Genomic DNA, 20,585 nt, shown 5'->3' on the forward strand with positions numbered 1-20,585 from the left:
GATGTGGTGGCCAAGTACGGTGGTGGGGCTCGGCGCCGGTTTCGCGGTGGCGAGCATTCCCGGCGCGCTGTTGGGCGCCTTGCTCGGCCAGGCCATGGACCGGCGCTTGCGCGTGCAGGGCTGGTCGGACCTGCGCGAGCGCCTGCAAGGTCGCTCGCCGCTGCGTGATGAAGAACTGCTGTTCGTGCTGCTCGGGCGTCTGGCCAAGAGCGACGGCCGGGTCGAGCCGCTGCATATCCACCAGGCGCGTCAGGAAATGCTGCGCTTGAACCTGTCCGAAGCCTCACGCTTGCGGGCAATCGATGCGTTCAACCGTGGCAAGGCCGGCAAGGACCGTCTCGACCATCACTTGCGGCGGATCAAGGCCCAGCCCCATGCCAGCGAAGGTACTTTGCGCGCCTGCTGGCGGATGGTCTGGGCCGATGGCAAGGCCGGCCGGCACGAGCGCGCGCTGCTCGCCGACTGGGGCGGCAAGCTTGGCCTGGGTCGGCAACAGGTGCAGGCCCTGGCCCGTGAGTACGAACCGCGTGCCGCGCAGACCGCCGAGCCGGCGCTGAGCTATGCAGCCGCCCTGCAACTGCTGGGCGTGGCGGCCGATACCGAGGCGGGGCAGGTCAAGCAGGCGTATCGGCGACTGCTCAGCCGTCATCACCCCGACAAACTGCAAGGCAGTGGCGCCAGCGAAGCGCAGGTGCGCCAAGCTACTGCGCGCACGCGCGAGCTGCACCAGGCCTATGCCGTGGTGCGTAAGCGCCGCGGGCTGTAGCGAAGAGTCACTGCTGCGGCACCAGCCAGCCTTTGACCCGGCGGAACAACTGCTCCTGCTGCGCGGCGCTGTCGCCGGGCGTGGCGATCAGCGACAGCTGGCGGTACTGGCTGTCCTTGACCCGTTTGCTGGCTTGCAGGCGCTGCTCGGCAGCGGTCTTGTCGGGGCTGCGCAGGGCGTAATAGATGTCGGCAGTCGGCACCTTGAGGGTCGGCACCAGGCTGGGCAGGCCATCTTCGACCCGCGCCGGCGTCTGCGCCGCTACCAGCACCAGTTTTTGCACTTCTGGGGGCTGTTTTTCGCTGACGAAGCGGGCCGCCCAGTAGGCGCCACTGCCTTGGCCCAATAACACCACGCTGCGTGCATTCTGTTGCTGGGCATAGCTGATGGCCGCTTGCAGGCGGGCGAAGATGCGTTCGGCATCGGCCTGATCGTTGTGCTCGGTGGCGTCTTCGGCATCGGTGGCCTCAGCGGTGTCGGCATCGGGCGAGGTCGCCTGGGCGACATTGGCATTGGCGTCGTCCGGGGTGTCCTTGGCCGGTGCCGTTTGCCCGGCGGGGGCGGCCGCTGGGGTGGGCTCCGTAGCGGCGCGGGCCTGGGGCATGTCGGCCACCAGGTCTGGCAGGGTGACGCTCAGGCTGTGCCAGCCGGCATCGGGCAGCTTCTGTCGCAGCGGGCCGACACCGATCGGCCAGTCGGCATTTTCCCCAGCACCCGGCACGATGATCACTGCGCCGTGGGGGGCGGTGTCGTTGGCTGGCTTCCACAGCGCGAGAAAGCTTTCACCGTTGGCTTCGAGGCTGCGCTGCTGCTCTTTCGGCACGCGGCGTTGCAGCGCCAGCGCTTCGTCGGCGCTGCGATCTGCCAGCGGCGGGCGTGGTGTCGGTGCGCTGGCGGCGGCAGGGTCTGCGGCCGGGGCTGGGGCGTCGGTCGCCTGGGCGGCAAGCGGCAGGGCACTGGCCAGGCAAATCGCCACCAGCGAGTTGCGATAAAGTGAGACCATCCGTTTCACCTGTCATCAGAATACTGCCTCCAGCCTAATGCCATTTGCCCCAGACAGCCACGCGCTGGCCGGTACTTGTCGGGATGAGCGTCGAATGAAGTCCACACGTTGCCTGTTGCTGATCTTGTGCCTTGGCCTGTTGCCGGGGCTATTGCTACGCGCCCATGCGCAGTCGCCTGTGGTGAGCTTGCAACCGGCCCAGCAGCAGTGGCTCGACGAGCACCGCAGTTTGCGGGTCGGGCTGGTGCTGCAAGCGCCGTATGCGCAGTTCGATCGCCGGCTGCAGCAGTTGTACGGCGCCAACGTCGAAGTGGTGACCTGGCTGGGTCAGGCGCTGCGGCTCGATCTGACCTGGCGCAACTTTCCTGATCAGGCAGCGCTGGAGCAAGCCCTGCGCATGGGCGAGATCGACTTCGCCCCCGGCCTCACGCAGACCCAGGCCAGCCTGCGTCTATGGCTGTTCAGCGACCCTTACATGCGCGTGCCGCAGTTACTGGTCGGCCCGCGCAGCGGCGCGGTGGCGGTCGAGCTGGAAAAGCTCGGCGCCAGTGAACGCCTGGCCGTGCGCATGCTCAGCACACTGGCCGACTACCTGCGCAGCAACTACGCCAGCCTCAACCTGCAAGGTGTGCCGAACGAGCGCACGGCCTTGCAGTGGGTCATCGGTGGGCAGGCGGCGTATGCCGTAGTGGATGAGGCGCAGCTCAGCCGGCTGTCCCGCGAAGGCGAGTTCGCCGACCTTGCGGTGGTTGGCGACATCGGCCTGCCGCAACTGCTGCGCATCGGCTCGCGGCTCGACTGGCCGCAGCTCGCCGAGGTGCTCGAAGCGGGCTTGCAGGCCATGCCAGCCAAGACCCTGGAGCAAATCCACCAGCGCTGGCTGCAACCCAAATACCCGCGCTTCGCCGAGTCGGCCGGGTTCTGGCAAAACCTTGCGCTGCTCTGCGCCCTGCTGTTGCTGTGCTCCCTCGCCACGTTGGCCTGGCAGCGTCGGCAGCAGCGTTATCTGGAGCGCAGCCTGCTGGCCACCCGCGAACAACTCAACGAGCGCCGCTCCCGGGAAGAGTCGCTGCGCCTGAGTCAGTTCTCCCTCGACCAAAGCACCATCGGCATTCTTTGGGTGAACTGGGACAGTCATGTGCGCTACGCCAACCATGCCGCCGAACGCATGCTCGGCTATGCCGAGGGCGAGTTGCTGGAACGACCCTTGATCGATTTCGAACCGACGCTGCACATGGACCGCTGGCTGGAGCTCTGGAAGCGGGTGCGCAGCACGGCGGGTGCCGACGAGCACTTCGAGAGCCACTGCCGGCGCGCCGACGGCTCGCTTCTACCGGTCGATCTGTCGCTGTCGTTCCTGCGCTTTCGCGATGCCGAATACCTGGTGGTGTTCCTCACCGACGTCACCGAGCGGCGCCGGGCACTGGCGGCCCTGCGCGAAAGCGAGGCGCAGCTCAAGGGCATCGCCGGCAACGTGCCGGGGCTGGTGTTTCGCCTGGAGCGTGATCCGGCAGAGGGTGGCCTGGAATTTCCCTACATCAGTGAGGGCAGCGAAGCGTTGGTCGGCTACACGCCGGCGGCGATCCAGCATCCGCAGATGGGCTTGCGCAACTTGGTGCATGCCGATGACCGTGCCGATTATCACCGGGTGCAAGACCTGGCCCTGGCCCACGACCTGGACTGGTCGTGGCAAGGGCGTATCGTCACCCGCGAAGGCGAGCAGCGCTGGGCCGACATCAAGGCCAGTAGTCGTCGCCTGGGCAATGGCCGGGTGGTGTGGGACGGTGTGGTCTGGGACATCACCCAGAGCAAGCGCGCCGAGCTGGAACTGGCCCGCTCGCAGGAACAGTTGCGTGAGCTGTCGGCGCACCTCGAGAGCGTGCGCGAAGAGGAAAAGGCGCGCATTGCCCGGGAAGTGCACGACGAGCTTGGTCAGATGCTCACCGTGCTCAAGCTGGAAGTGTCGATGTGCGAACTGGCCTACGCCGAACTCGACCCAGGCCTGCACGAGCGGCTGGCGAGTATGAAGCGCCTGATCGCCCAGTTGTTCCAGCTGGTGCGCGACGTCGCCACCGCGTTGCGTCCGCCGATTCTCGATGCCGGCATCGCGTCGGCCATCGAATGGCAGGCCCGGCGCTTCGAAGCACGCACGCAAATTCCCTGCCTGGTGCAGGTGCCTGATACCCTGCCGGCACTCAGCGATGCCAAGGCCACGGGCTTGTTCCGGGTCTTGCAGGAGGCGCTGACCAATGTCATTCGCCACGCCCAGGCGCACACCGTGCAGATCGAGCTGGTGCACACGCCAGGGCAATTGCGCATGACCGTCATCGATGATGGCGTCGGTTTCGCTCCCGAGCAGGCGCGGCCCACCTCGTTCGGCCTGGTCGGTATGCGCGAGCGGGTGCTGATGCTGGGCGGCAGCATGAGCCTGGATAGCGAACCGGGCGAGGGCACCAGCCTGAGCGTGGCCATTGCCCTGGAACAGGAGGAAGGCGAGTGATTCGAGTGTTCGTGGCAGAAGACCACACCATCGTCCGCGAGGGCATCAAGCAACTGATTGGCCTTGCCCGTGACATGCAGGTGGTGGGCGAGGCGGGCAATGGCGAGCAACTGCTCGAGACCTTGCGCCATACCGCATGCGAAGTGGTGCTGCTGGATATTTCCATGCACGGTGTCAGCGGCCTGGAAGCGATCCCGCGGATACGTGCGCTGAGCACGCCGCCGGCGATTCTCATGCTGTCGATGCACGACGAAGCGCAGATGGCCGCCCGTGCGCTGAAGGCGGGCGCCGCCGGCTATGCCACCAAGGACAGCGATCCTGCGCTGTTGCTCACCGCCATCCGCCGGGTCGCTGGGGGCGGTCGCTACATCGACCCGGCGCTGGCCGACCGCATGGTCTTCGAGGTCGGCCTGACGGAATCGCGGCCCCTGCACACCTTGCTGTCGGAGCGCGAATTCTCGGTGTTCGAGCGCCTGGCGCACGGTGCCAACGTCAACGACATCGCCCAGCAGTTGGCGCTGTCGAGCAAGACCATCAGCACCCACAAGGCGCGCCTGATGCAGAAGCTCAAGGTGCATTCGCTGGCTGAGCTGGTGAAGTATGCGATGGAGCATCGCTTGCTCTGACTGTTCTGTTCGCGACAGCGGTGGCGGTGAGCGTGGGCGGACCGTTCCGGCAACTGTTCCAATCGCGCCATCGTTGTAGGGCGATCCCTACACGCAGTCGTCCATTTGGATGATGGCAATCTCTCAGCAGGCCCGATTTCACGGGGTTTGCGCCTTCTTTAGGCTGTGTCCACGGCAGTCATCCAACAAGAAGGTACAGGTATGAGTGAGGTGAACCGGAACGGCGCGACCGGCGAGACGCTGGTCAGCTTCCGCGGAGTGCAGAAGAGTTACGACGGCGAATCGCTGATCGTCAAAGACCTCAACCTGGACATCCGCAAGGGCGAATTCCTCACCTTGCTTGGCCCGTCCGGCTCGGGCAAGACCACCAGCCTGATGATGCTCGCCGGTTTCGAAACCCCCACCGCCGGGGAAATCCAGTTGGCCGGGCGCTCGATCAACAACGTGCCGCCGCACAAGCGCGACATCGGCATGGTGTTCCAGAACTACGCGCTGTTCCCGCACATGACCGTCGCGGAAAACCTGGCGTTCCCGCTGAGCGTGCGCAACCTGAGCAAGACCGACATCAGCGAGCGGGTCAAACGCGTGCTCAACATGGTCCAGCTCGACAGCTTCGCCAAACGCTACCCCGGCCAGCTTTCCGGCGGCCAGCAGCAACGCGTGGCGCTGGCCCGGGCGCTGGTGTTCGAGCCGCAGCTGGTACTGATGGACGAGCCGCTTGGCGCCCTCGACAAGCAGCTGCGTGAACACATGCAGATGGAGATCAAGCACATCCACCAGCGCCTCGGCGTGACCGTGGTGTACGTCACCCATGATCAGGGCGAGGCGCTGACCATGTCCGACCGCGTGGCGGTGTTCCACCAGGGCGAGATCCAGCAGATCGCCGACCCACGCACCCTTTACGAAGAGCCGCGCAACACCTTCGTCGCCAACTTCATCGGTGAAAACAACCGCCTGAGCGGCACCCTGCTCAGCCGCGATGGCGAGCGCTGCCAGGTGCAGTTGGGCCGTGGTGAGCGGGTCGAGGCGCTGGCGGTGAACGTCGGCCAGGCTGGCGAAGCGGTGACCTTGTCGATCCGCCCCGAGCGCGTGCGCCTCAACGGCCATAGCGAGAATTGCGTGAATCGCTTCTCGGGCCGCGTGGCCGAATTCATCTACCTCGGCGACCATGTGCGGGTCCGCCTCGAGGTCTGCGGCAAGACTGATTTCTTCGTCAAACAGCCGATTGCCGAGCTCGACCCGGCGCTGGCAGTGGGCGATGTGGTTCCGCTTGGCTGGGAGGTGCAGCACGCCCGCGCGCTCGACCCGATCGACCAGGCCCATTGAAGGTGTCCGTCACCAACCTCGTACTGTGGAGAGAACAATAATGCACAAGCAGTTGAAACTGACCGCCCTGGCGCTGGGGCTGGCGGTCGCAGGCCAGGCCCTGGCCGCGGACCTGACCGTGGTGTCGTTCGGCGGCGCCAACAAGGCCGCACAGGTCAAAGCCTTCTACGAGCCATGGGAAAAGGCCGGCAAGGGCAAGATCGTCGCCGGTGAGTACAACGGCGAAATGGCCAAAATCAAGGCCATGGTCGATACCAAGAGTGTGTCGTGGAACCTGGTCGAGGTGGAGTCGCCGGAGCTTGCCCGAGGCTGTGACGAGGGCCTGTTCGAAGAGCTTGACCCTGCGCAGTTCGGTAACGAATCCGACTACGTGCAGGGCGCCATTCAGCCGTGCGGTGTCGGCTTCTTCGTGTGGTCGACGGTGCTGGCCTACAACGCCGACAAGCTCAAGACCGCACCCACCAGTTGGGCCGATTTCTGGGACACCAAGCAGTTCCCCGGCAAGCGTGGCCTGCGCAAAGGCGCCAAGTACACCCTGGAATTCGCCCTGATGGCCGACGGCGTCGCGCCCAAGGATGTGTACAAGGTGCTCGGCACCAAAGAGGGCGTCGACCGCGCCTTCAAGAAGCTCGATGAGCTCAAGCCAAGCATTCAGTGGTGGGAAGCCGGCGCTCAACCGCCGCAGTACCTGGCCTCGGGCGACGTGGTGATGAGCTCGGCCTATAACGGCCGGATCGCCGCGGTGCAGAAAGAGAGCAACCTCAAAGTGGTGTGGAACGGCGGCATCTACGACTTCGATGCCTGGGCTATCCCCAAGGGCGCGAAGAATGCCGAGGAAGCGAAGAAGTTCATCGCCTACAGCGTTCAGCCTGAGCAGCAGAAGACCTACTCGGAAAACATCGCCTACGGCCCGGCCAATTCCAAGGCGGTCGACCTGCTGGCCGATGAGGTCAAGCAGAACATGCCGACCACGCCTGAGAACATCGCCAACCAGGTGCAGATCGATGTGGCGTTCTGGGCCGACAACAGCGAGCAGCTGGAGCAACGTTTCAACGCCTGGGCCGCGAAGAAGTAACTCGCGTCGTCGGAGCGCCGGCCTGGCTGGCGCTCCCCGTTTTCCTGTTTTGCGGAGTCTGTCATGGCCATTGCAGTGCCCCTGAATGAAGGCGCGGGTCCTAACCTCAAACAGCGTCTCAAGCGTGCCGAGCGGGTCAACCGCTGGAAAGCCCAAGCGTTGATCGCGCCGCTGGCGCTGTTCCTCTTGCTGGTATTTCTCGTGCCTATTGCCGCGCTGCTGTACAAGAGCGTCGGCAACCCGGAAGTGGTGGGCGGTCTGCCGCGCACGGTGCAGGCCATCGAGCAGTGGGACGGCAAGAGCCTGCCGGGCGATGCGGTGTACCAGGCGCTCAGCCAGGACCTGGTCGAGTCGCGCAAGAATCAGACCCTGGGCGATGTGTCGAAACGTCTGAACATGGAACTGGCCGGCTACCGCAGCTTGCTGGCGAAAACCGCTCGGGCGCTGCCGTTCAAGAGCGAACCGGCTTCGTACAAAGAAGCCTTGCAGAGCCTCGACGAACGCTGGGGCGACCCGGCCTACTGGCAGGCCATCCGCCGCAACACCAGCAGCGTGACCTCGTTCTACCTGCTGGCCTCGGTCGACCACCGCATCGACGATCTCGGTGAGCTGGCCAAGACCTCACCCGACCAGGCTATCTACCTGGACATCTTCGCCCGCACCCTGTGGATGGGTGTGGTGATCACCGTCATCTGCCTGCTGCTGGCGTATCCGCTGGCCTACCTGCTGGCCAACCTGCCGACCCGGCAAAGTAACCTGCTGATGATTCTGGTGCTGTTGCCGTTCTGGACCTCGATTCTGGTGCGGGTGGCGGCGTGGATCGTGCTGCTGCAATCAGGCGGGCTGATCAACAGCGCGCTGATGGCCCTGGGCATCATCGATCAGCCGCTGGAGCTGGTGTTCAACCGCACCGGTGTGTACATCTCGATGGTGCACATTCTGCTGCCGTTCATGATCCTGCCGCTGTACAGCGTGATGAAAGGCATCTCGCCAAGCTACATGCGAGCGGCCATCTCCCTGGGCTGCCACCCGTTCGCCAGCTTCTGGCGGGTGTACTTCCCGCAGACCTACGCCGGCGTCGGCGCCGGATGCCTGTTGGTGTTCATCCTCGCCATCGGCTACTACATCACCCCGGCGCTGCTTGGCAGCCCCAACGACCAGATGGTCAGCTACTTCGTGGCTTTCTATACCAACACCAGCATCAACTGGGGCATGGCCACCGCATTGGGCGGGTTGCTGCTGCTGGCCACCGTGTTGCTGTACCTGATCTATAGCTGGCTGGTCGGCGCCAGCCGTCTGCGCCTGAGCTGAGGAGCGTTCGTCATGCTGAGCCCTTACATGTCGCCCGTGGAGCGGGTGTGGTACTACGGCCTGCGCATTCTCTGCGGCCTGGTGTTGTTGTTCCTGGTGTTGCCGGTGCTGGTGATCGTGCCGCTGTCGTTCAACAGTGGCAGTTTCCTGGTGTATCCGCTGCAGGGCTTCTCGCTGCAGTGGTACCAGGACTTCTTCGGCTCGGCCGAATGGATGCGCGCGCTGAAGAACAGCATCATCGTCGCCCCGGCGGCCACGGTGCTGGCGATGGTCTTCGGCACCCTGGCGGCGATCGGCCTGACCCGCGGCGATTTCCCGGGCAAGTCGTTGGTGATGGCCCTGGTGATTTCGCCCATGGTGGTGCCGGTGGTAATCATCGGTGTGGCCAGCTACTTGTTCTTCGCGCCACTGGGGCTGGGTAACAGCTTCCTGTCGCTGATTCTGGTGCATGCGGTGCTGGGCGTGCCGTTCGTGATCATCACGGTGTCGGCCACCCTGCAGGGCTTCAACTACAACCTGGTGCGCGCTGCGGCCAGCCTTGGCGCCTCGCCGCTGACCACCTTCCGCCGCGTGACCTTGCCGCTGATTGCCCCAGGGGTAATTTCCGGCGCGCTGTTCGCCTTCGCCACCTCGTTCGATGAAGTGGTGGTGACGCTGTTCCTCGCAGGCCCCGAGCAAGCCACCCTGCCGCGGCAGATGTTCAGCGGCATCCGCGAAAACCTCAGCCCCACCATCGCCGCCGCCGCGACCCTGTTGATCGGCTTCTCGGTGGTGCTGTTGCTGACCTTGGAATGGTTGCGCGGGCGCAGTGAGAAGCTGCGCACGCAGCAGCCTGCCTGAGCGGTCCATGCAGGAAGGGCCGCTTTCACGAGCGGCCCCTTGAGTGATACCGATCAGCGCTGATCATTCTCGCTGAGTTACAATGCGCGCCACCGTGATTCTGCCTACAGGTGCGCCATGCAGCCCTTCGCTATTGCCCCGTCCATCCTTTCCGCCGATTTCGCCCGTCTGGGCGAGGAAGTCGACAACGTGCTGGCCAGTGGCGCCGATATCGTTCATTTCGACGTGATGGACAACCACTACGTCCCCAACCTCACCATCGGCCCGATGGTCTGCGCCGCGTTGCGCAAGCACGGCGTCACCGCGCCCATCGACGTGCACCTGATGGTCAGTCCGGTCGACCGCATCATCGGCGACTTTATCGAAGCCGGCGCCACTTACATCACCTTCCACCCCGAAGCAAGCCAGCACATCGACCGTTCGCTGCAACTGATCCGCGACGGCGGCTGCAAGGCCGGCCTGGTGTTCAACCCGGCCACCAGCCTGGATGCGCTCAAGTACGTCATGGACAAGGTCGACATGGTCCTGCTGATGAGCGTCAACCCAGGTTTCGGCGGGCAGAAGTTCATCCCCGGCACCCTCGACAAACTGCGTGAAGCGCGTGCCCTGATCGATGCCAGCGGCCGCGACATTCGCCTGGAAATCGACGGCGGGGTGAACGTCAACAACATCCGTGAGATCGCCGCTGCCGGCGCCGATACCTTCGTCGCCGGCTCGGCCATCTTCAACGCGCCGGACTACCGCGAAGTGATCGGCAAGATGCGCGCTGAACTGGCTCTGGCCCGCCCATGAGTGGCTTCGAGCAGCTGTTTGCGGACGCGCTGCCCAGGCTGGTGATGTTCGACCTCGATGGCACGCTGGTCGACTCGGTACCCGACCTGGCCGTTGCAGTCGATCACATGCTGCTCGAAATGGGCCGTCCGCCTGCGGGCACCGAGGCGGTCCGGCAATGGGTCGGCAACGGCGCCCAGGTGCTGGTACGCCGTGCACTGGCGGGCGGCATCGATCACGCTGCGGTCGACGATGCCTTGGCCGAGCAGGGGCTGGCGCTGTTCATGGAGGCGTATGCGCGCAGCCATGAACACACGGTGATCTACCCTGGCGTGCGCGACACCCTGCGCTGGCTGCGCAAGCGCGGTATCGAGATGGCGCTGATCACCAACAAGCCAGAGCGCTTCGTCGCGCCCTTGCTCGATCAGATGAAGATCGGCGAATACTTCCGCTGGATCATCGGCGGCGACACCCTCCCGCAGAAAAAGCCCGACCCGGCGGCGTTGCTGTTCGTCATGCAGATGGCCGGCGTCACCCCGCAGCAGTCGCTGTTCGTGGGTGATTCGCGCAGCGATGTGTTGGCCGCGCGTGCCGCTGGCGTGCAGTGCGCGGCGCTCAGCTACGGCTACAACCATGGGCGGCCGATCAGCGAGGAATCACCGAGCCTGGTGCTCGATGACCTGCGCGCCTTGATCCCCGGTTGCGTAGTCACAGCCGCTGGGATAACGTTGCCCGACTTCAAGGATTCGACACACAGAGAGCCTCCCGTGGTGGTCACCGGCAAATACTGGATGAAAGTTATCAAGGCCCTGGCCCGCTGGCGCTGGCGCGCCTGACGCTCGCCTGTCGGCACCTGGCCGACCCATCCGTTTGCCCTGTCCAATGCTGCTTGCCCCACGAGGCTACCCATGACCCGCGAAGAATTCCTGCGCCTGGCCGCTGCCGGCTACAACCGCATCCCTCTGGCCTTCGAAACCCTGGCCGACTTCGACACGCCGCTGTCGATCTACCTGAAACTTGCCGATCAGCCCAACTCGTACCTGCTCGAATCGGTGCAGGGTGGCGAGAAATGGGGGCGCTATTCGATGATCGGCCTGCCGTCGCGCACCGTGCTGCGCGTGCATGGCTATCGGGTCAGCATCGTCGAGGATGGCATCGAGGTCGAACAGCACGACGTCGAAGACCCGCTGGCCTTCGTCGAGGCATTCAAGCAGCGCTACAAGGTCGCCGATATCGCCGGGCTGCCGCGCTTCAATGGCGGACTGGTCGGCTACTTTGGCTACGACTGCGTGCGCTATGTGGAAAAACGCTTGGGCGCCTGCCCCAACCCTGACCCGTTGGGCGTGCCGGACATCCTGCTGATGGTCTCTGACGCGGTGGTGGTGTTCGACAACCTGGCGGGCAAGATGCACGCCATCGTGCTGGTCGACCCCGCCGACGAGCAGGCCTTCGAGCAGGGCCAGCAACGCCTGCAGACGCTGCTGGCCACCTTGCGTGAGCCGATCACCCCGCGCCCGGGCCTCGACCTGTCGGTGTCCCAGGGCCAGGAACCTGCGTTCCGCTCAAGCTTTACCCAAGCCGATTACGAGCGCGCGGTGGACACCGTCAAGCAGTACATCCTGGCCGGCGACTGCATGCAGGTGGTGCCGTCGCAGCGTATGTCCATCGACTTCAACGCCGCGCCGATCGACCTGTACCGCGCCTTGCGTTGCTTCAACCCGACGCCCTACATGTACTTCTTCAACTTCGGCGATTTCCACGTGGTGGGCAGCTCGCCGGAAGTGCTGGTGCGGGTCGAAGACAATCTGGTCACCGTGCGCCCCATCGCCGGCACCCGCCCACGCGGCGCCAACGAAGAGGCAGACCAGGCGCTTGAAGACGATCTGCTGTCCGACGACAAGGAAATCGCCGAGCACCTGATGCTGATCGACCTTGGTCGCAACGATGTGGGTCGGGTGTCGTCCACCGGTAGCGTACGCCTGACCGAGAAAATGGTCATCGAGCGCTACTCCAACGTCATGCACATCGTCTCCAACGTCACCGGGCACCTGCGCCAGGGGCTGACCGCCATGGATGCCCTGCGCGCCATCCTGCCGGCCGGCACGCTGTCCGGTGCACCGAAGATCCGCGCCATGGAAATCATCGACGAACTCGAGCCGGTCAAGCGCGGCGTGTACGGTGGCGCGGTCGGCTACTTCGGGTGGAATGGCAACATGGACACGGCGATTGCCATCCGTACCGCGGTGATCAAGAACGGTGAACTGCATGTGCAGGCCGGGGGCGGCATCGTCGCCGACTCGGTGCCGGCGCTGGAGTGGGAAGAAACCCTCAACAAGCGCCGGGCGATGTTCCGCGCGGTGGCCCTGGCCGAGCAGACGGCCAAGGCCTGAGGATGAAAAAACGGTGCTCTTCGGAGCACCGTTTTCGTTTCGCCCGGGGCTGTCGCAGGGCTAGAAGTCCAGGCTCAACGCCAGGTTCAGCCCTTGCTGGGTGAGCGCGTCGCTCTTGCGCCAGGTGTAATTGCCGCGCAGGTTCAGGCCCGGCGCCAGCTGCTGGGTCAGGCCCAGGCTGGCGCGGGTGAGGTTGCTGTGCGGGGTGTAGCCGGCGAGGGTGAAGTGATTGTCCGGCAGGCTGCTTAGGTGCAGGGTCACATCCTGTTGCTCATCTTCGAACTCGTGTTCACGGGCGACCTCGGCGAACAGCCTGGTGGCCGGCGCCAGTTGCACGCTGCCAAGCAGGCCTGCACCCAGGCGCCGTGAGGTGCGCTCCTGATCATCGACCCCAAGGGCGGTAGCGCGGCCGCTGCGTTCTTCATAGCCATCCACCTTGACCCGTGCATAGTCGGCGCTGATGAACGGCGCCAGTTGCCACGCGCTGCCGGGTGCTGCCAGGTTGAAGCCTGCGCGCGTGGTCAGCGCCCAGGCCTCGCCATCGGTGTCGGCTTTTTCACTGCGCTGATTCACGCCCAGGGCAAAGGTGCGCTTGAGGTCGCCGTAGTCGAGATGCCCGACAGTCAGCGCAGCGTCAGCCCACCAGCGATCATGGCGAAATTCGGCGAAGGCGCTGGCCAGATAACTGCTGAGGCGGTAGTCCGAGTCGTGCTCGCCCAGCTCCAGCTTCTGCCGATACACACCCGCGGCCAGGCCGACGCGCCAGGCATCATCGAGACGATAACTACCGCCCAGCGTCAGGTTGTAGCCGCGGCCATCGCCTTTGGCGGCGCTGCTCTGTTCATCGAAATCGAGGTCTTGCGCGCCGGTGGCGACAATCGCCTGCCACTGGCTGACGCCTTGCCATGGCGTTTGCCATTGGTTGCGCAGTTCATCCTGATGGGCGCGCAGGCTGGCGTGGGCCATTTCCGGCAGCAGTGTCAGCTCCCAAGGTGCGGAAACCACCGAGTAGGCGTAGTCGGCGATCAACTGCTGGCCGGCGATGGTGGGGTGGACGGCGTCGTTGAACAGCAGCTTGGTGGGGTCGGGCGTGGTGCCGCCGATGCCGTACAGCGGGTTCTGCACGCAGCTGTTGCCGCTGTAGCAGGTGCCGACCAGGTTCTGGTTGGTTGCCAGACCGAAGCTGCCGGGGTCGGCCAGGGCTTCCTTGAGCAGCGCCGGCACGTTGAGCGGGATGATCTGGGCATCGATCTGCTGCAACTGGCTGACCAGCGACTGGTTGAACACGCCCGACAATTGCGACAGCGCGCCTTGCAACGGCGAGCCGCTGAAGTTGGGCGTCTGCCCCAGATCGGGCAGCAGCCAGACGATCATGTAGCGGGCGCCGGCCTGCTGCAGGGCCTGGGCGCTGGCAGCCAGGCGCGCGCCTGCGGCCGCGGCGTCGGCGGGGCTGTTGACTTGGCCCTGAAGGAAATCGTTGCCGCCGCCGGTGAGGTAGTAGAGCGCGTTGGGGTCGGCGCGCAGGCCGTTGCCTGGCAGGTAGCCGGGGCGGTCGCGGATGACCAGGCCGGCGAATGGTTGGCCCGGAGGAATAACCAGCTTGGAGGTGTCGGTGATCGAGTCGAGGATCTGCTGCGTGGTATATCCGCCGACGGCCCAGTTGTTGCCGTCGGGCAACTGGTGTGTCGGGTTGTACGTTGAAGTAGACGGGCCCAGCTCTTCAGCCGAAAAGCCCAGCTTGCCACCCAGGATCATTGGCGATACAGGCGCGTACTTGCCATCCGCATCACGGTTGGTGAAGCGCGTGCCGGTGTCGTTGCCGGTCAGATCGGGAAACTGCCCGGCATCGCTGAGGCTGTCGCCGAACACGATCATCGTCGAGTAAGGGTTGGGCGCGGCCAGGACCGAGCCGCTGGCCAGAATGAGCGTCCCCAGAAGTGTGCGCAGAAACGGAGGTTTAGCCATGTGTGAGTGCCTTTCGTTGTTGTTATGGGATCGAGCCGCTGGAACATAGCAAATCGTCCTGACGGGGTAATTCAACACTTCGTTTGTCAGGCGCACAGGCCGTGTTGCGCCCGCCGCGCCGGTAGGCTACTGTGCGGTCACGTATGAGCGAGACCTACCCTGTGTTGATCGTCAGCAAACTCTTGATGCGCGTAATCAAGGCCCACGCCCGTTGGCGTTGGCGCGCCTGACTCTATCTCCTGCCGGTTGACCCGGCCCGTTCCTGATTGCTTTTCCTGATGCGCCGAGCACGCCCGCGATACACCGCCGGCTGCCGTGCTGGGCATCGAAAACGCGTATACAAAGTCGGTGGATTGAAGAGGTTTCAACCCGATGTTACTGATGATCGACAACTACGACTCCTTCACCTACAACGTCGTCCAGTACCTGGGCGAGCTGGGTGCCGAGGTCAAGGTCATTCGCAACGACGAAATGACCATCGCTGAAATCGAAGCGCTGCAACCCGAACGCATCGTCGTTTCCCCTGGCCCGTGCACCCCAAGCGAAGCGGGTGTGTCCATCGAGGCCATCTTGCACTTTGCCGGCAAGCTGCCGATTCTGGGCGTGTGCCTCGGCCACCAGTCCATTGGCCAGGCTTTCGGCGGCGATGTAGTGCGCGCCCGCCAGGTGATGCACGGCAAGACCAGCCCGGTGCATCACCTTGACCTGGGCGTGTTCGCAGGTCTGAACAATCCGCTCACGGTGACCCGTTACCACTCGCTGGTGGTCAAGCGCGACACCCTGCCTGAATGCCTGGAAGTGACCGCCTGGACCGTACGGGAAGACGGCTCGGTCGACGAAATCATGGGCCTGCGTCACAAGACGCTGAACATCGAAGGGGTACAGTTCCACCCCGAATCGATTCTTACCGAACAAGGTCACGAGCTGTTCGCCAACTTCCTCAAGCAGACCGGCGGACGCCGTTAAGGACACGCAGTGAGTATGGATATCAAGACCGCATTGAGCCGCATCGTCAGCCACCTCGACCTGAGTACGGCGGAAATGAGCGACGTGATGCGTCAGATCATGACCGGCCAGTGCACCGAGGCCCAGATCGGCGCCTTCATGATGGGCATGCGCATGAAGAGCGAGAGCATCGACGAGATCGTCGGCGCCGTCTCGGTGATGCGCGAGTTGGCCCACAAGGTTGAACTGCAAGATCTCGATGGCGTGGTCGACATTGTCGGCACCGGTGGTGACGGCGCGAACATCTTCAACGTGTCCACCGCCTCGGCGTTCGTCCTTGCCGCTGCCGGCTGTACGGTCGCCAAGCATGGCAATCGGGCGGTGTCGGGTAAATCCGGCAGCGCCGATCTGCTGGAAGCGGCGGGCGTTTACCTCGACCTGACGCCGGTACAGGTCGCGCGCTGCATCGACAGCCTCGGCATCGGTTTCATGTTCGCCCAGAGCCATCACTCGGCCATGAAGTACGCCGCTGGGCCGCGCCGCGATTTGGGTCTGCGCACCTTGTTCAACATGCTCGGCCCGCTTACGAATCCGGCCGGGGTCAAGCACCAGGTAGTTGGCGTGTTCACCCAGGCGCTGTGCCGGCCGCTGGCGGAAGTTCTGCAGCGGCTGGGCAGCAAGCACGTACTGGTGGTGCACTCCAAAGATGGCTTGGATGAATTCAGCCTGGCTGCACCGACATTCGTCGCCGAATTGAAGAACGGCGAAATCAGCGAATATTGGGTCGAGCCCGAAGACCTCGGCATCAGCAGCCAGAGCCTGCACGGCCTGGCGGTTGGCGACTCGGCGGAGTCGCTGGCGCTGATCCGCGATGCCCTCGGCCGGCGCAAGAGCGAGAACGCGCAGAAGGCTGCGGAAATGATTGCCCTCAACGCGGGCGCTGCGTTGTACGCGGCAGGCCATGCCATGACCCTCAAGTCCGGGGTGGAACTGGCTCACGACGTCCTGCATACAGGCCTTGCCTGGGAAAAACTGCAGGAACTGGGCGCCTTTACTGCGGTGTTCAAGGTGGAGAACGAAGCATGAGCATCCCAACCGTACTCGAGAATATCCTCGCCCGTAAGGCCGAGGAGGTCGCCGAGCGCAAGGCGCGGGTCGGCTTGTCCGAGCTGTACCAGCTGGCCAAGGTTGCCGACGCGCCGCGTGGCTTTGCCAACGCCCTGATCGAGCAGGCCCGGCAGAAACGCCCGGCGGTGATTGCCGAGATCAAGAAGGCCTCACCGAGCAAGGGCGTGATTCGTGAGCACTTCGTGCCTGCCGAGATCGCTGCCAGCTATGCACAGGGCGGGGCAACTTGCCTGTCGGTGCTCACTGACATCGATTACTTCCAGGGTGCCGACGCCTACTTGCAGCAAGCTCGCGCCGCCTGCGCACTGCCGGTGATCCGCAAGGACTTCATGATCGACCCCTACCAGATCGTCGAGGCCCGTGCGCTGGGTGCCGATTGCGTGTTGCTGATCGTCGCGGCACTGAACGACGCGTGCATGGTCGAGCTGGCCGCAACCGCCCAAGAGGTTGGCCTCGATGTGCTGGTCGAGGTGCACGACGGCGACGAGCTGGAACGAGCCTTGAACACGCTCGATACGCCGCTGGTCGGGGTCAACAACCGCAACCTGCATACCTTCGACGTCAGCCTGGAAACCACCCTCGATTTGCTACCGCGCATTCCCCGCGACCGTCTGGCGATTACCGAAAGTGGCATCCTCAACCGCGCCGATGTCGAGTTGATGGAAATCAACGACGTCTACAGCTTCCTGGTCGGCGAAGCGTTCATGCGTGCCGAGCAGCCCGGCCTGGAACTGCAGCGGCTGTTCTTCCCGGAACGTCCGGTGAAGAGCGCGCAGGCGCTGGACTGATCGAGCCATGTCTGGCAAGACGCACGTGGTGCGGTCACTGAGCGTCGAGCAGGGACTGCAAGCCGAGCAGGACCTGCTCGGCGCCGTGTGCCGTGGTGAGCAGCAGGCTGCGCTGCTGTTCTGGCGGCCTGTCGATCAAGCCTTGGTGATGCCGCGGCGCATGAGTCGTCTTGACGGCTTCCAGCCGGCCAGCGCGGCCGTCGCCGCGGCGGGTTGGCCGGTGCTGTTGCGTGAAACCGGCGGCGAGCCGGTGCCGCAGTCGCCGGCCACGGTGAATCTGGCGCTGGTGTATGTGGCACCACGTTCGGAGGGCGATCAGGGTCGCATCGAGCAGGCGTATCAGCGTTTGTGCCAGCCGTTATGCGATATCCTGCAGCAATGGGGCGGGGCAGCCTCGACCGGGGAAATCGAAGGCGCGTTCTGCGATGGGCGCTACAACGTCAACCTCAACGGTCGCAAGCTGGTCGGCACCGCCCAGCGCTGGCGCCAGGGCTTGCAGGGCAAACGCCCGGTGGTGCTGGTGCACGGTGCGATGCTGGTGGAAAACCAGCGCGAATCGATGGTCGCTGCGGTCAACCTGTTCAATGAGCGTTGCCAGTTGCCGCAGCGCTGCCGAGCCGACAGCCATATCGCCTTGCACGAATGGTTACCCCAGGCGTCTGTGCTCGAACACCTTGCCTCGGCATACCGCCAGGTACTTTCCACGATTCCCCAAGACTAGCGGGTCCCGTAGACCACCATGGTCTTGCCCTTCACGCTCACCAGATTGCGTTCTTCGAGGTCCTTGAGGACGCGCCCGACCATTTCTCGCGAGCAGCCGACGATCCGACCGATCTCCTGACGGGTGATCTTGATTTGCATGCCGTCGGGGTGGGTCATCGCATCCGGTTGCTTACACAGGTCGAGCAGGCAGCGTGCTACCCGGCCAGTGACATCGAAGAACGCCAGGTCGCCCACTTTGCGCGTGGTATTGCGCAGCCGCTGAGCCATTTGCCCGCCCAGTGCGTAGAGGATGTCTGGATCATGACGAACCAGCTCGCGAAAGCGCTCGTAGCTGATCTCTGCAACTTCACACTCAGTTTTCGCTCGCACCCAGGCGCTGCGCCCCTGTAGCTGACCGGCATTCTCGAACAGTCCCAGTTCACCGAAGAAATCACCGCTGTTGAGGTAGGCAATGATCATCTCGCGGCCTTCTTTATCCTCGATGAGGATGGTGACTGAGCCTTTGATGATGTACGAGAGCGTCTCTGCGGTGTCACCTGCACAGATGATGTTGCTTTTGGCCGCATAGCGACGGCGCTGACAATGGGCCAACAACTTGTCGATATTCTTGATCTTGGCGGAAAGGGCTGGCGCAACCATCACGAAATCCTGTTCGAGGCGAGGCAGAAAGGAGAGAACGGGAATTACTGGCTATGTGCCAGTCATTTGACGCCAGATTATCAGACACTTCCTACGGCAATACCAGAATTCCTCAACATCCGCGCTTTGCCCCGCTGCGAGCGTGCACTAAGCTGACAGCCTTTTTACGCTTCCTGGAGTTGTCAGAGATGAAAGCACGCATCCAATGGGCGGGTGACGCCATGTTCCTCGGCGAGTCGGGCAGCGGCCATGTGGTGGTGATGGATGGCCCACCCGAAGCCGGTGGCCGTAACCTGGGGGTGCGTCCCATGGAAATGCTCCTGCTCGGGCTGGGCGGCTGCAGCAGCTTCGACGTAGTCAGCATTCTGAAGAAGTCGCGCCAGGCGGTGGAAAGCTGCGAGGCGTTCCTTGAAGCCGAACGCGCCGATGAAGACCCGAAAGTGTTCACCAAGATTCACCTGCGCTTCGTGGTCAAGGGGCGCGGCTTGAAGGAAGCGCAGGTCAAGCGCGCAGTGGAATTGTCTGCCGAGAAATACTGCTCGGCGTCCATCATGCTCGACCGCGCCGGGGTGGAAATCAGCCACGGCTATGAAATCGTCGAACTCGGCTGATAACGCGGTTGCAAGAGACCTGCACAGCAGCGTGCAGGTCATTGCTTCAGGTCGGTCAGACGCGGTAAGTGCTCTTGGTCATGACCTTGGCCAGCAAACTCATGCCAAAGCGCACCGGAGCAGGGAAGCGATAGCCGCCGGCATCCAGCGCGGCGTCGGCGTGGTGCTCTTCGTCGACGCGCATTTGTTCGAGGATGGCGCGTGACTTGCCATCTTGCGCCGGAATCTGCTCAAGGTGTTCGTCCAGGTGTTTGCATACCTGACGCTCGGTGGCCGCGACGAAACCGAGGCTGACCTTGTCGCTAACCAGGCCGGCAACCGCGCCTATTCCGAACGACATGCCATAGAACAGCGGGTTGAGCACGCTGGGGTGGCTGTTCAGTTGGCGGATACGTTGTTCACACCAGGCCAGGTGGTCGATTTCCTCTTCGGCGGCGTGCTCCATGGCCTTGCGCACCTGCGGCAGCTTGGCCGTCAGCGCCTGACCCTGGTAGAGCGCCTGGGCGCAGACTTCACCGGTATGGTTGATGCGCATCAGCCCGGCGACATGGCGGGTTTGCTTGGCATCGAGATCGACGTTCGGCTGGACGATGGCCGGTGACGGACGAGAGGGTTGGCCGCTGAAGGGCAGCAGCGTGCGCATGGCCGTGTCGGCCTGCAGCAGCATGCGGTCAAGCGGCGAGTAGTGACGTTCGGTAGCCATCGGGCACCTCCGCAAGAGTGTGCCCGACAGTCTACCTGAAACACGAACGAGACGATTGCGCCGAGTCAGTTTTGCTCGAACCCTCCCCAGCGCTGGTCGATCAGCCCGGAGGCCAGTTCATCTGCCGCTGGCCAAGCACGTGCATGTGAATGTGGTAGACGGTCTGGCCACCTTTTTCGTTGCAGTTCATGACGACCCGGAAGCCATCCTCGCAGCCCAGTTCCTTGGCCAACCGCTGTGCGGTGAACAGGATGTGGCCTGCCAGTCCTTTATCGTCTTCGGTCAGGTCGTTGAGGGTGCGGATGGGTTTTTTCGGGATGACCAGAAAATGCACCGGTGCCTGCGGGGCGATATCGTGGAAGGCCAGAACCTGGTCGTCCTCGTAGATGATCTTCGCCGGAATCTCTCGGTTGATGATCTTGGTGAAAAGCGTATCCACAGCGCTACTCCATGGTGAGGTTGCGCGTCGAGTGTA

20 protein-coding genes are annotated in these 20,585 nt (G+C 63.9%); 15 read left to right on the top strand and 5 right to left on the bottom strand.

The window, feature by feature from the left end:
* The first annotated feature begins 1 nt into the window (after position 1).
* Positions 2 to 766: a TerB family tellurite resistance protein gene (locus LK03_RS07435; RefSeq protein ID WP_038411752.1), complete on the top strand. Its 765-nt coding sequence runs from the start codon at positions 2 to 4 to the stop codon at positions 764 to 766.
* Between the two features lie 7 nt (positions 767 to 773).
* On the opposite strand, the gene LK03_RS07440 is transcribed toward LK03_RS07435, so the two are convergent.
* The gene (locus tag LK03_RS07440) at positions 774 to 1,769 is read right to left on the bottom strand and encodes an alpha/beta hydrolase family protein (RefSeq protein ID WP_038411753.1); all 996 of its coding nucleotides are present in this window, start codon (positions 1,767 to 1,769) and stop codon (positions 774 to 776) included.
* 94 nt (positions 1,770 to 1,863) lie between these two features.
* Here LK03_RS07440 and LK03_RS07445 point away from each other — a divergent pair, with 94 nt between their 5' ends.
* From LK03_RS07445 to trpE, 9 genes are all read left to right on the top strand, one after another.
* A complete protein-coding gene (locus LK03_RS07445) occupies positions 1,864 to 4,269 on the top strand; it encodes a PAS domain-containing sensor histidine kinase (protein ID WP_038411754.1) in 2,406 nt (801 codons plus the stop codon).
* A complete protein-coding gene (locus LK03_RS07450; protein ID WP_038411755.1) occupies positions 4,266 to 4,895 on the top strand; it encodes a response regulator in 630 nt (209 codons plus the stop codon). The genes LK03_RS07445 and LK03_RS07450 overlap by 4 nt, the downstream gene beginning before the upstream one ends.
* Before the next feature lie 201 nt (positions 4,896 to 5,096).
* On the top strand, positions 5,097 to 6,221 hold the full coding sequence (locus tag LK03_RS07455) for an ABC transporter ATP-binding protein (RefSeq protein WP_038411756.1): 1,125 nt from the start codon (positions 5,097 to 5,099) through the stop codon (positions 6,219 to 6,221).
* 40 nt (positions 6,222 to 6,261) lie between these two features.
* The gene (locus tag LK03_RS07460) at positions 6,262 to 7,296 is read left to right on the top strand and encodes an ABC transporter substrate-binding protein (RefSeq protein ID WP_038411758.1); all 1,035 of its coding nucleotides are present in this window, start codon (positions 6,262 to 6,264) and stop codon (positions 7,294 to 7,296) included.
* A gap of 63 nt (positions 7,297 to 7,359) precedes the next feature.
* Positions 7,360 to 8,607, top strand: coding sequence for an ABC transporter permease (locus tag LK03_RS07465; protein ID WP_038411760.1), 1,248 nt, complete (start codon positions 7,360 to 7,362; stop codon positions 8,605 to 8,607).
* Positions 8,608 to 8,619: 12 nt separating this feature from the next.
* The gene (locus LK03_RS07470; RefSeq protein WP_028695752.1) at positions 8,620 to 9,447 is read left to right on the top strand and encodes an ABC transporter permease; all 828 of its coding nucleotides are present in this window, start codon (positions 8,620 to 8,622) and stop codon (positions 9,445 to 9,447) included.
* Between the two features lie 117 nt (positions 9,448 to 9,564).
* The gene (gene rpe, locus LK03_RS07475; RefSeq protein ID WP_038411762.1) at positions 9,565 to 10,239 is read left to right on the top strand and encodes a ribulose-phosphate 3-epimerase; all 675 of its coding nucleotides are present in this window, start codon (positions 9,565 to 9,567) and stop codon (positions 10,237 to 10,239) included.
* Entirely contained in the window at positions 10,236 to 11,054 is an 819-nt protein-coding gene (locus LK03_RS07480; RefSeq protein WP_038411763.1) for a phosphoglycolate phosphatase, read from the top strand. Before rpe ends, LK03_RS07480 begins: the two co-directional genes overlap by 4 nt.
* A gap of 72 nt (positions 11,055 to 11,126) precedes the next feature.
* Positions 11,127 to 12,608 (top strand): anthranilate synthase component I, encoded by a 1,482-nt coding sequence (trpE, locus tag LK03_RS07485; protein WP_038411764.1) that lies wholly within the window; start codon positions 11,127 to 11,129, stop codon positions 12,606 to 12,608.
* 60 nt (positions 12,609 to 12,668) lie between these two features.
* Here the strand turns inward: trpE and estP are convergent, their stop codons facing one another.
* The gene (gene estP / locus LK03_RS07490) at positions 12,669 to 14,573 is read right to left on the bottom strand and encodes an esterase EstP (protein WP_038411765.1); all 1,905 of its coding nucleotides are present in this window, start codon (positions 14,571 to 14,573) and stop codon (positions 12,669 to 12,671) included.
* Positions 14,574 to 14,945: 372 nt separating this feature from the next.
* Here estP and LK03_RS07495 point away from each other — a divergent pair, with 372 nt between their 5' ends.
* The 4 genes from LK03_RS07495 to LK03_RS07510 are packed head-to-tail and all read left to right on the top strand — an operon-like array spanning position 14,946 to position 18,155.
* Positions 14,946 to 15,539, top strand: coding sequence for an aminodeoxychorismate/anthranilate synthase component II (locus tag LK03_RS07495; RefSeq protein WP_038411766.1), 594 nt, complete (start codon positions 14,946 to 14,948; stop codon positions 15,537 to 15,539).
* 15 nt (positions 15,540 to 15,554) lie between these two features.
* A complete protein-coding gene (gene trpD / locus LK03_RS07500; protein WP_038411767.1) occupies positions 15,555 to 16,604 on the top strand; it encodes an anthranilate phosphoribosyltransferase in 1,050 nt (349 codons plus the stop codon).
* Entirely contained in the window at positions 16,601 to 17,434 is an 834-nt protein-coding gene (gene trpC / locus LK03_RS07505; protein WP_038411768.1) for an indole-3-glycerol phosphate synthase TrpC, read from the top strand. Before trpD ends, trpC begins: the two co-directional genes overlap by 4 nt.
* A 7-nt stretch (positions 17,435 to 17,441) precedes the next feature.
* A complete protein-coding gene (locus LK03_RS07510) occupies positions 17,442 to 18,155 on the top strand; it encodes a lipoate--protein ligase family protein (RefSeq protein WP_038411769.1) in 714 nt (237 codons plus the stop codon).
* On the opposite strand, the gene crp is transcribed toward LK03_RS07510, so the two are convergent.
* Positions 18,152 to 18,796: a cAMP-activated global transcriptional regulator CRP gene (crp, locus tag LK03_RS07515; RefSeq protein ID WP_038411770.1), complete on the bottom strand. Its 645-nt coding sequence runs from the start codon at positions 18,794 to 18,796 to the stop codon at positions 18,152 to 18,154. The two genes, LK03_RS07510 and crp, sit on opposite strands and share 4 nt — an antisense overlap.
* Before the next feature lie 188 nt (positions 18,797 to 18,984).
* On the opposite strand from crp, the gene LK03_RS07520 reads away from it, so the two are divergent.
* Positions 18,985 to 19,407: an OsmC family protein gene (locus tag LK03_RS07520; RefSeq protein ID WP_038411772.1), complete on the top strand. Its 423-nt coding sequence runs from the start codon at positions 18,985 to 18,987 to the stop codon at positions 19,405 to 19,407.
* Between the two features lie 55 nt (positions 19,408 to 19,462).
* Here the strand turns inward: LK03_RS07520 and coq7 are convergent, their stop codons facing one another.
* Together coq7 and LK03_RS07530 are read right to left on the bottom strand one after the other, a co-directional pair.
* Positions 19,463 to 20,110, bottom strand: a complete 648-nt coding sequence (coq7, locus tag LK03_RS07525; protein ID WP_038411773.1) for a 2-polyprenyl-3-methyl-6-methoxy-1,4-benzoquinone monooxygenase — start codon at positions 20,108 to 20,110, stop codon at positions 19,463 to 19,465.
* 100 nt (positions 20,111 to 20,210) lie between these two features.
* On the bottom strand, positions 20,211 to 20,549 hold the full coding sequence (locus LK03_RS07530) for a histidine triad nucleotide-binding protein (RefSeq protein ID WP_038411774.1): 339 nt from the start codon (positions 20,547 to 20,549) through the stop codon (positions 20,211 to 20,213).
* Positions 20,550 to 20,585 lie beyond the last annotated feature (36 nt).

The sequence above is a fragment of the Pseudomonas cremoricolorata genome (genome assembly GCF_000759535.1).
Taxonomy (GTDB): domain Bacteria; phylum Pseudomonadota; class Gammaproteobacteria; order Pseudomonadales; family Pseudomonadaceae; genus Aquipseudomonas; species Aquipseudomonas cremoricolorata_A.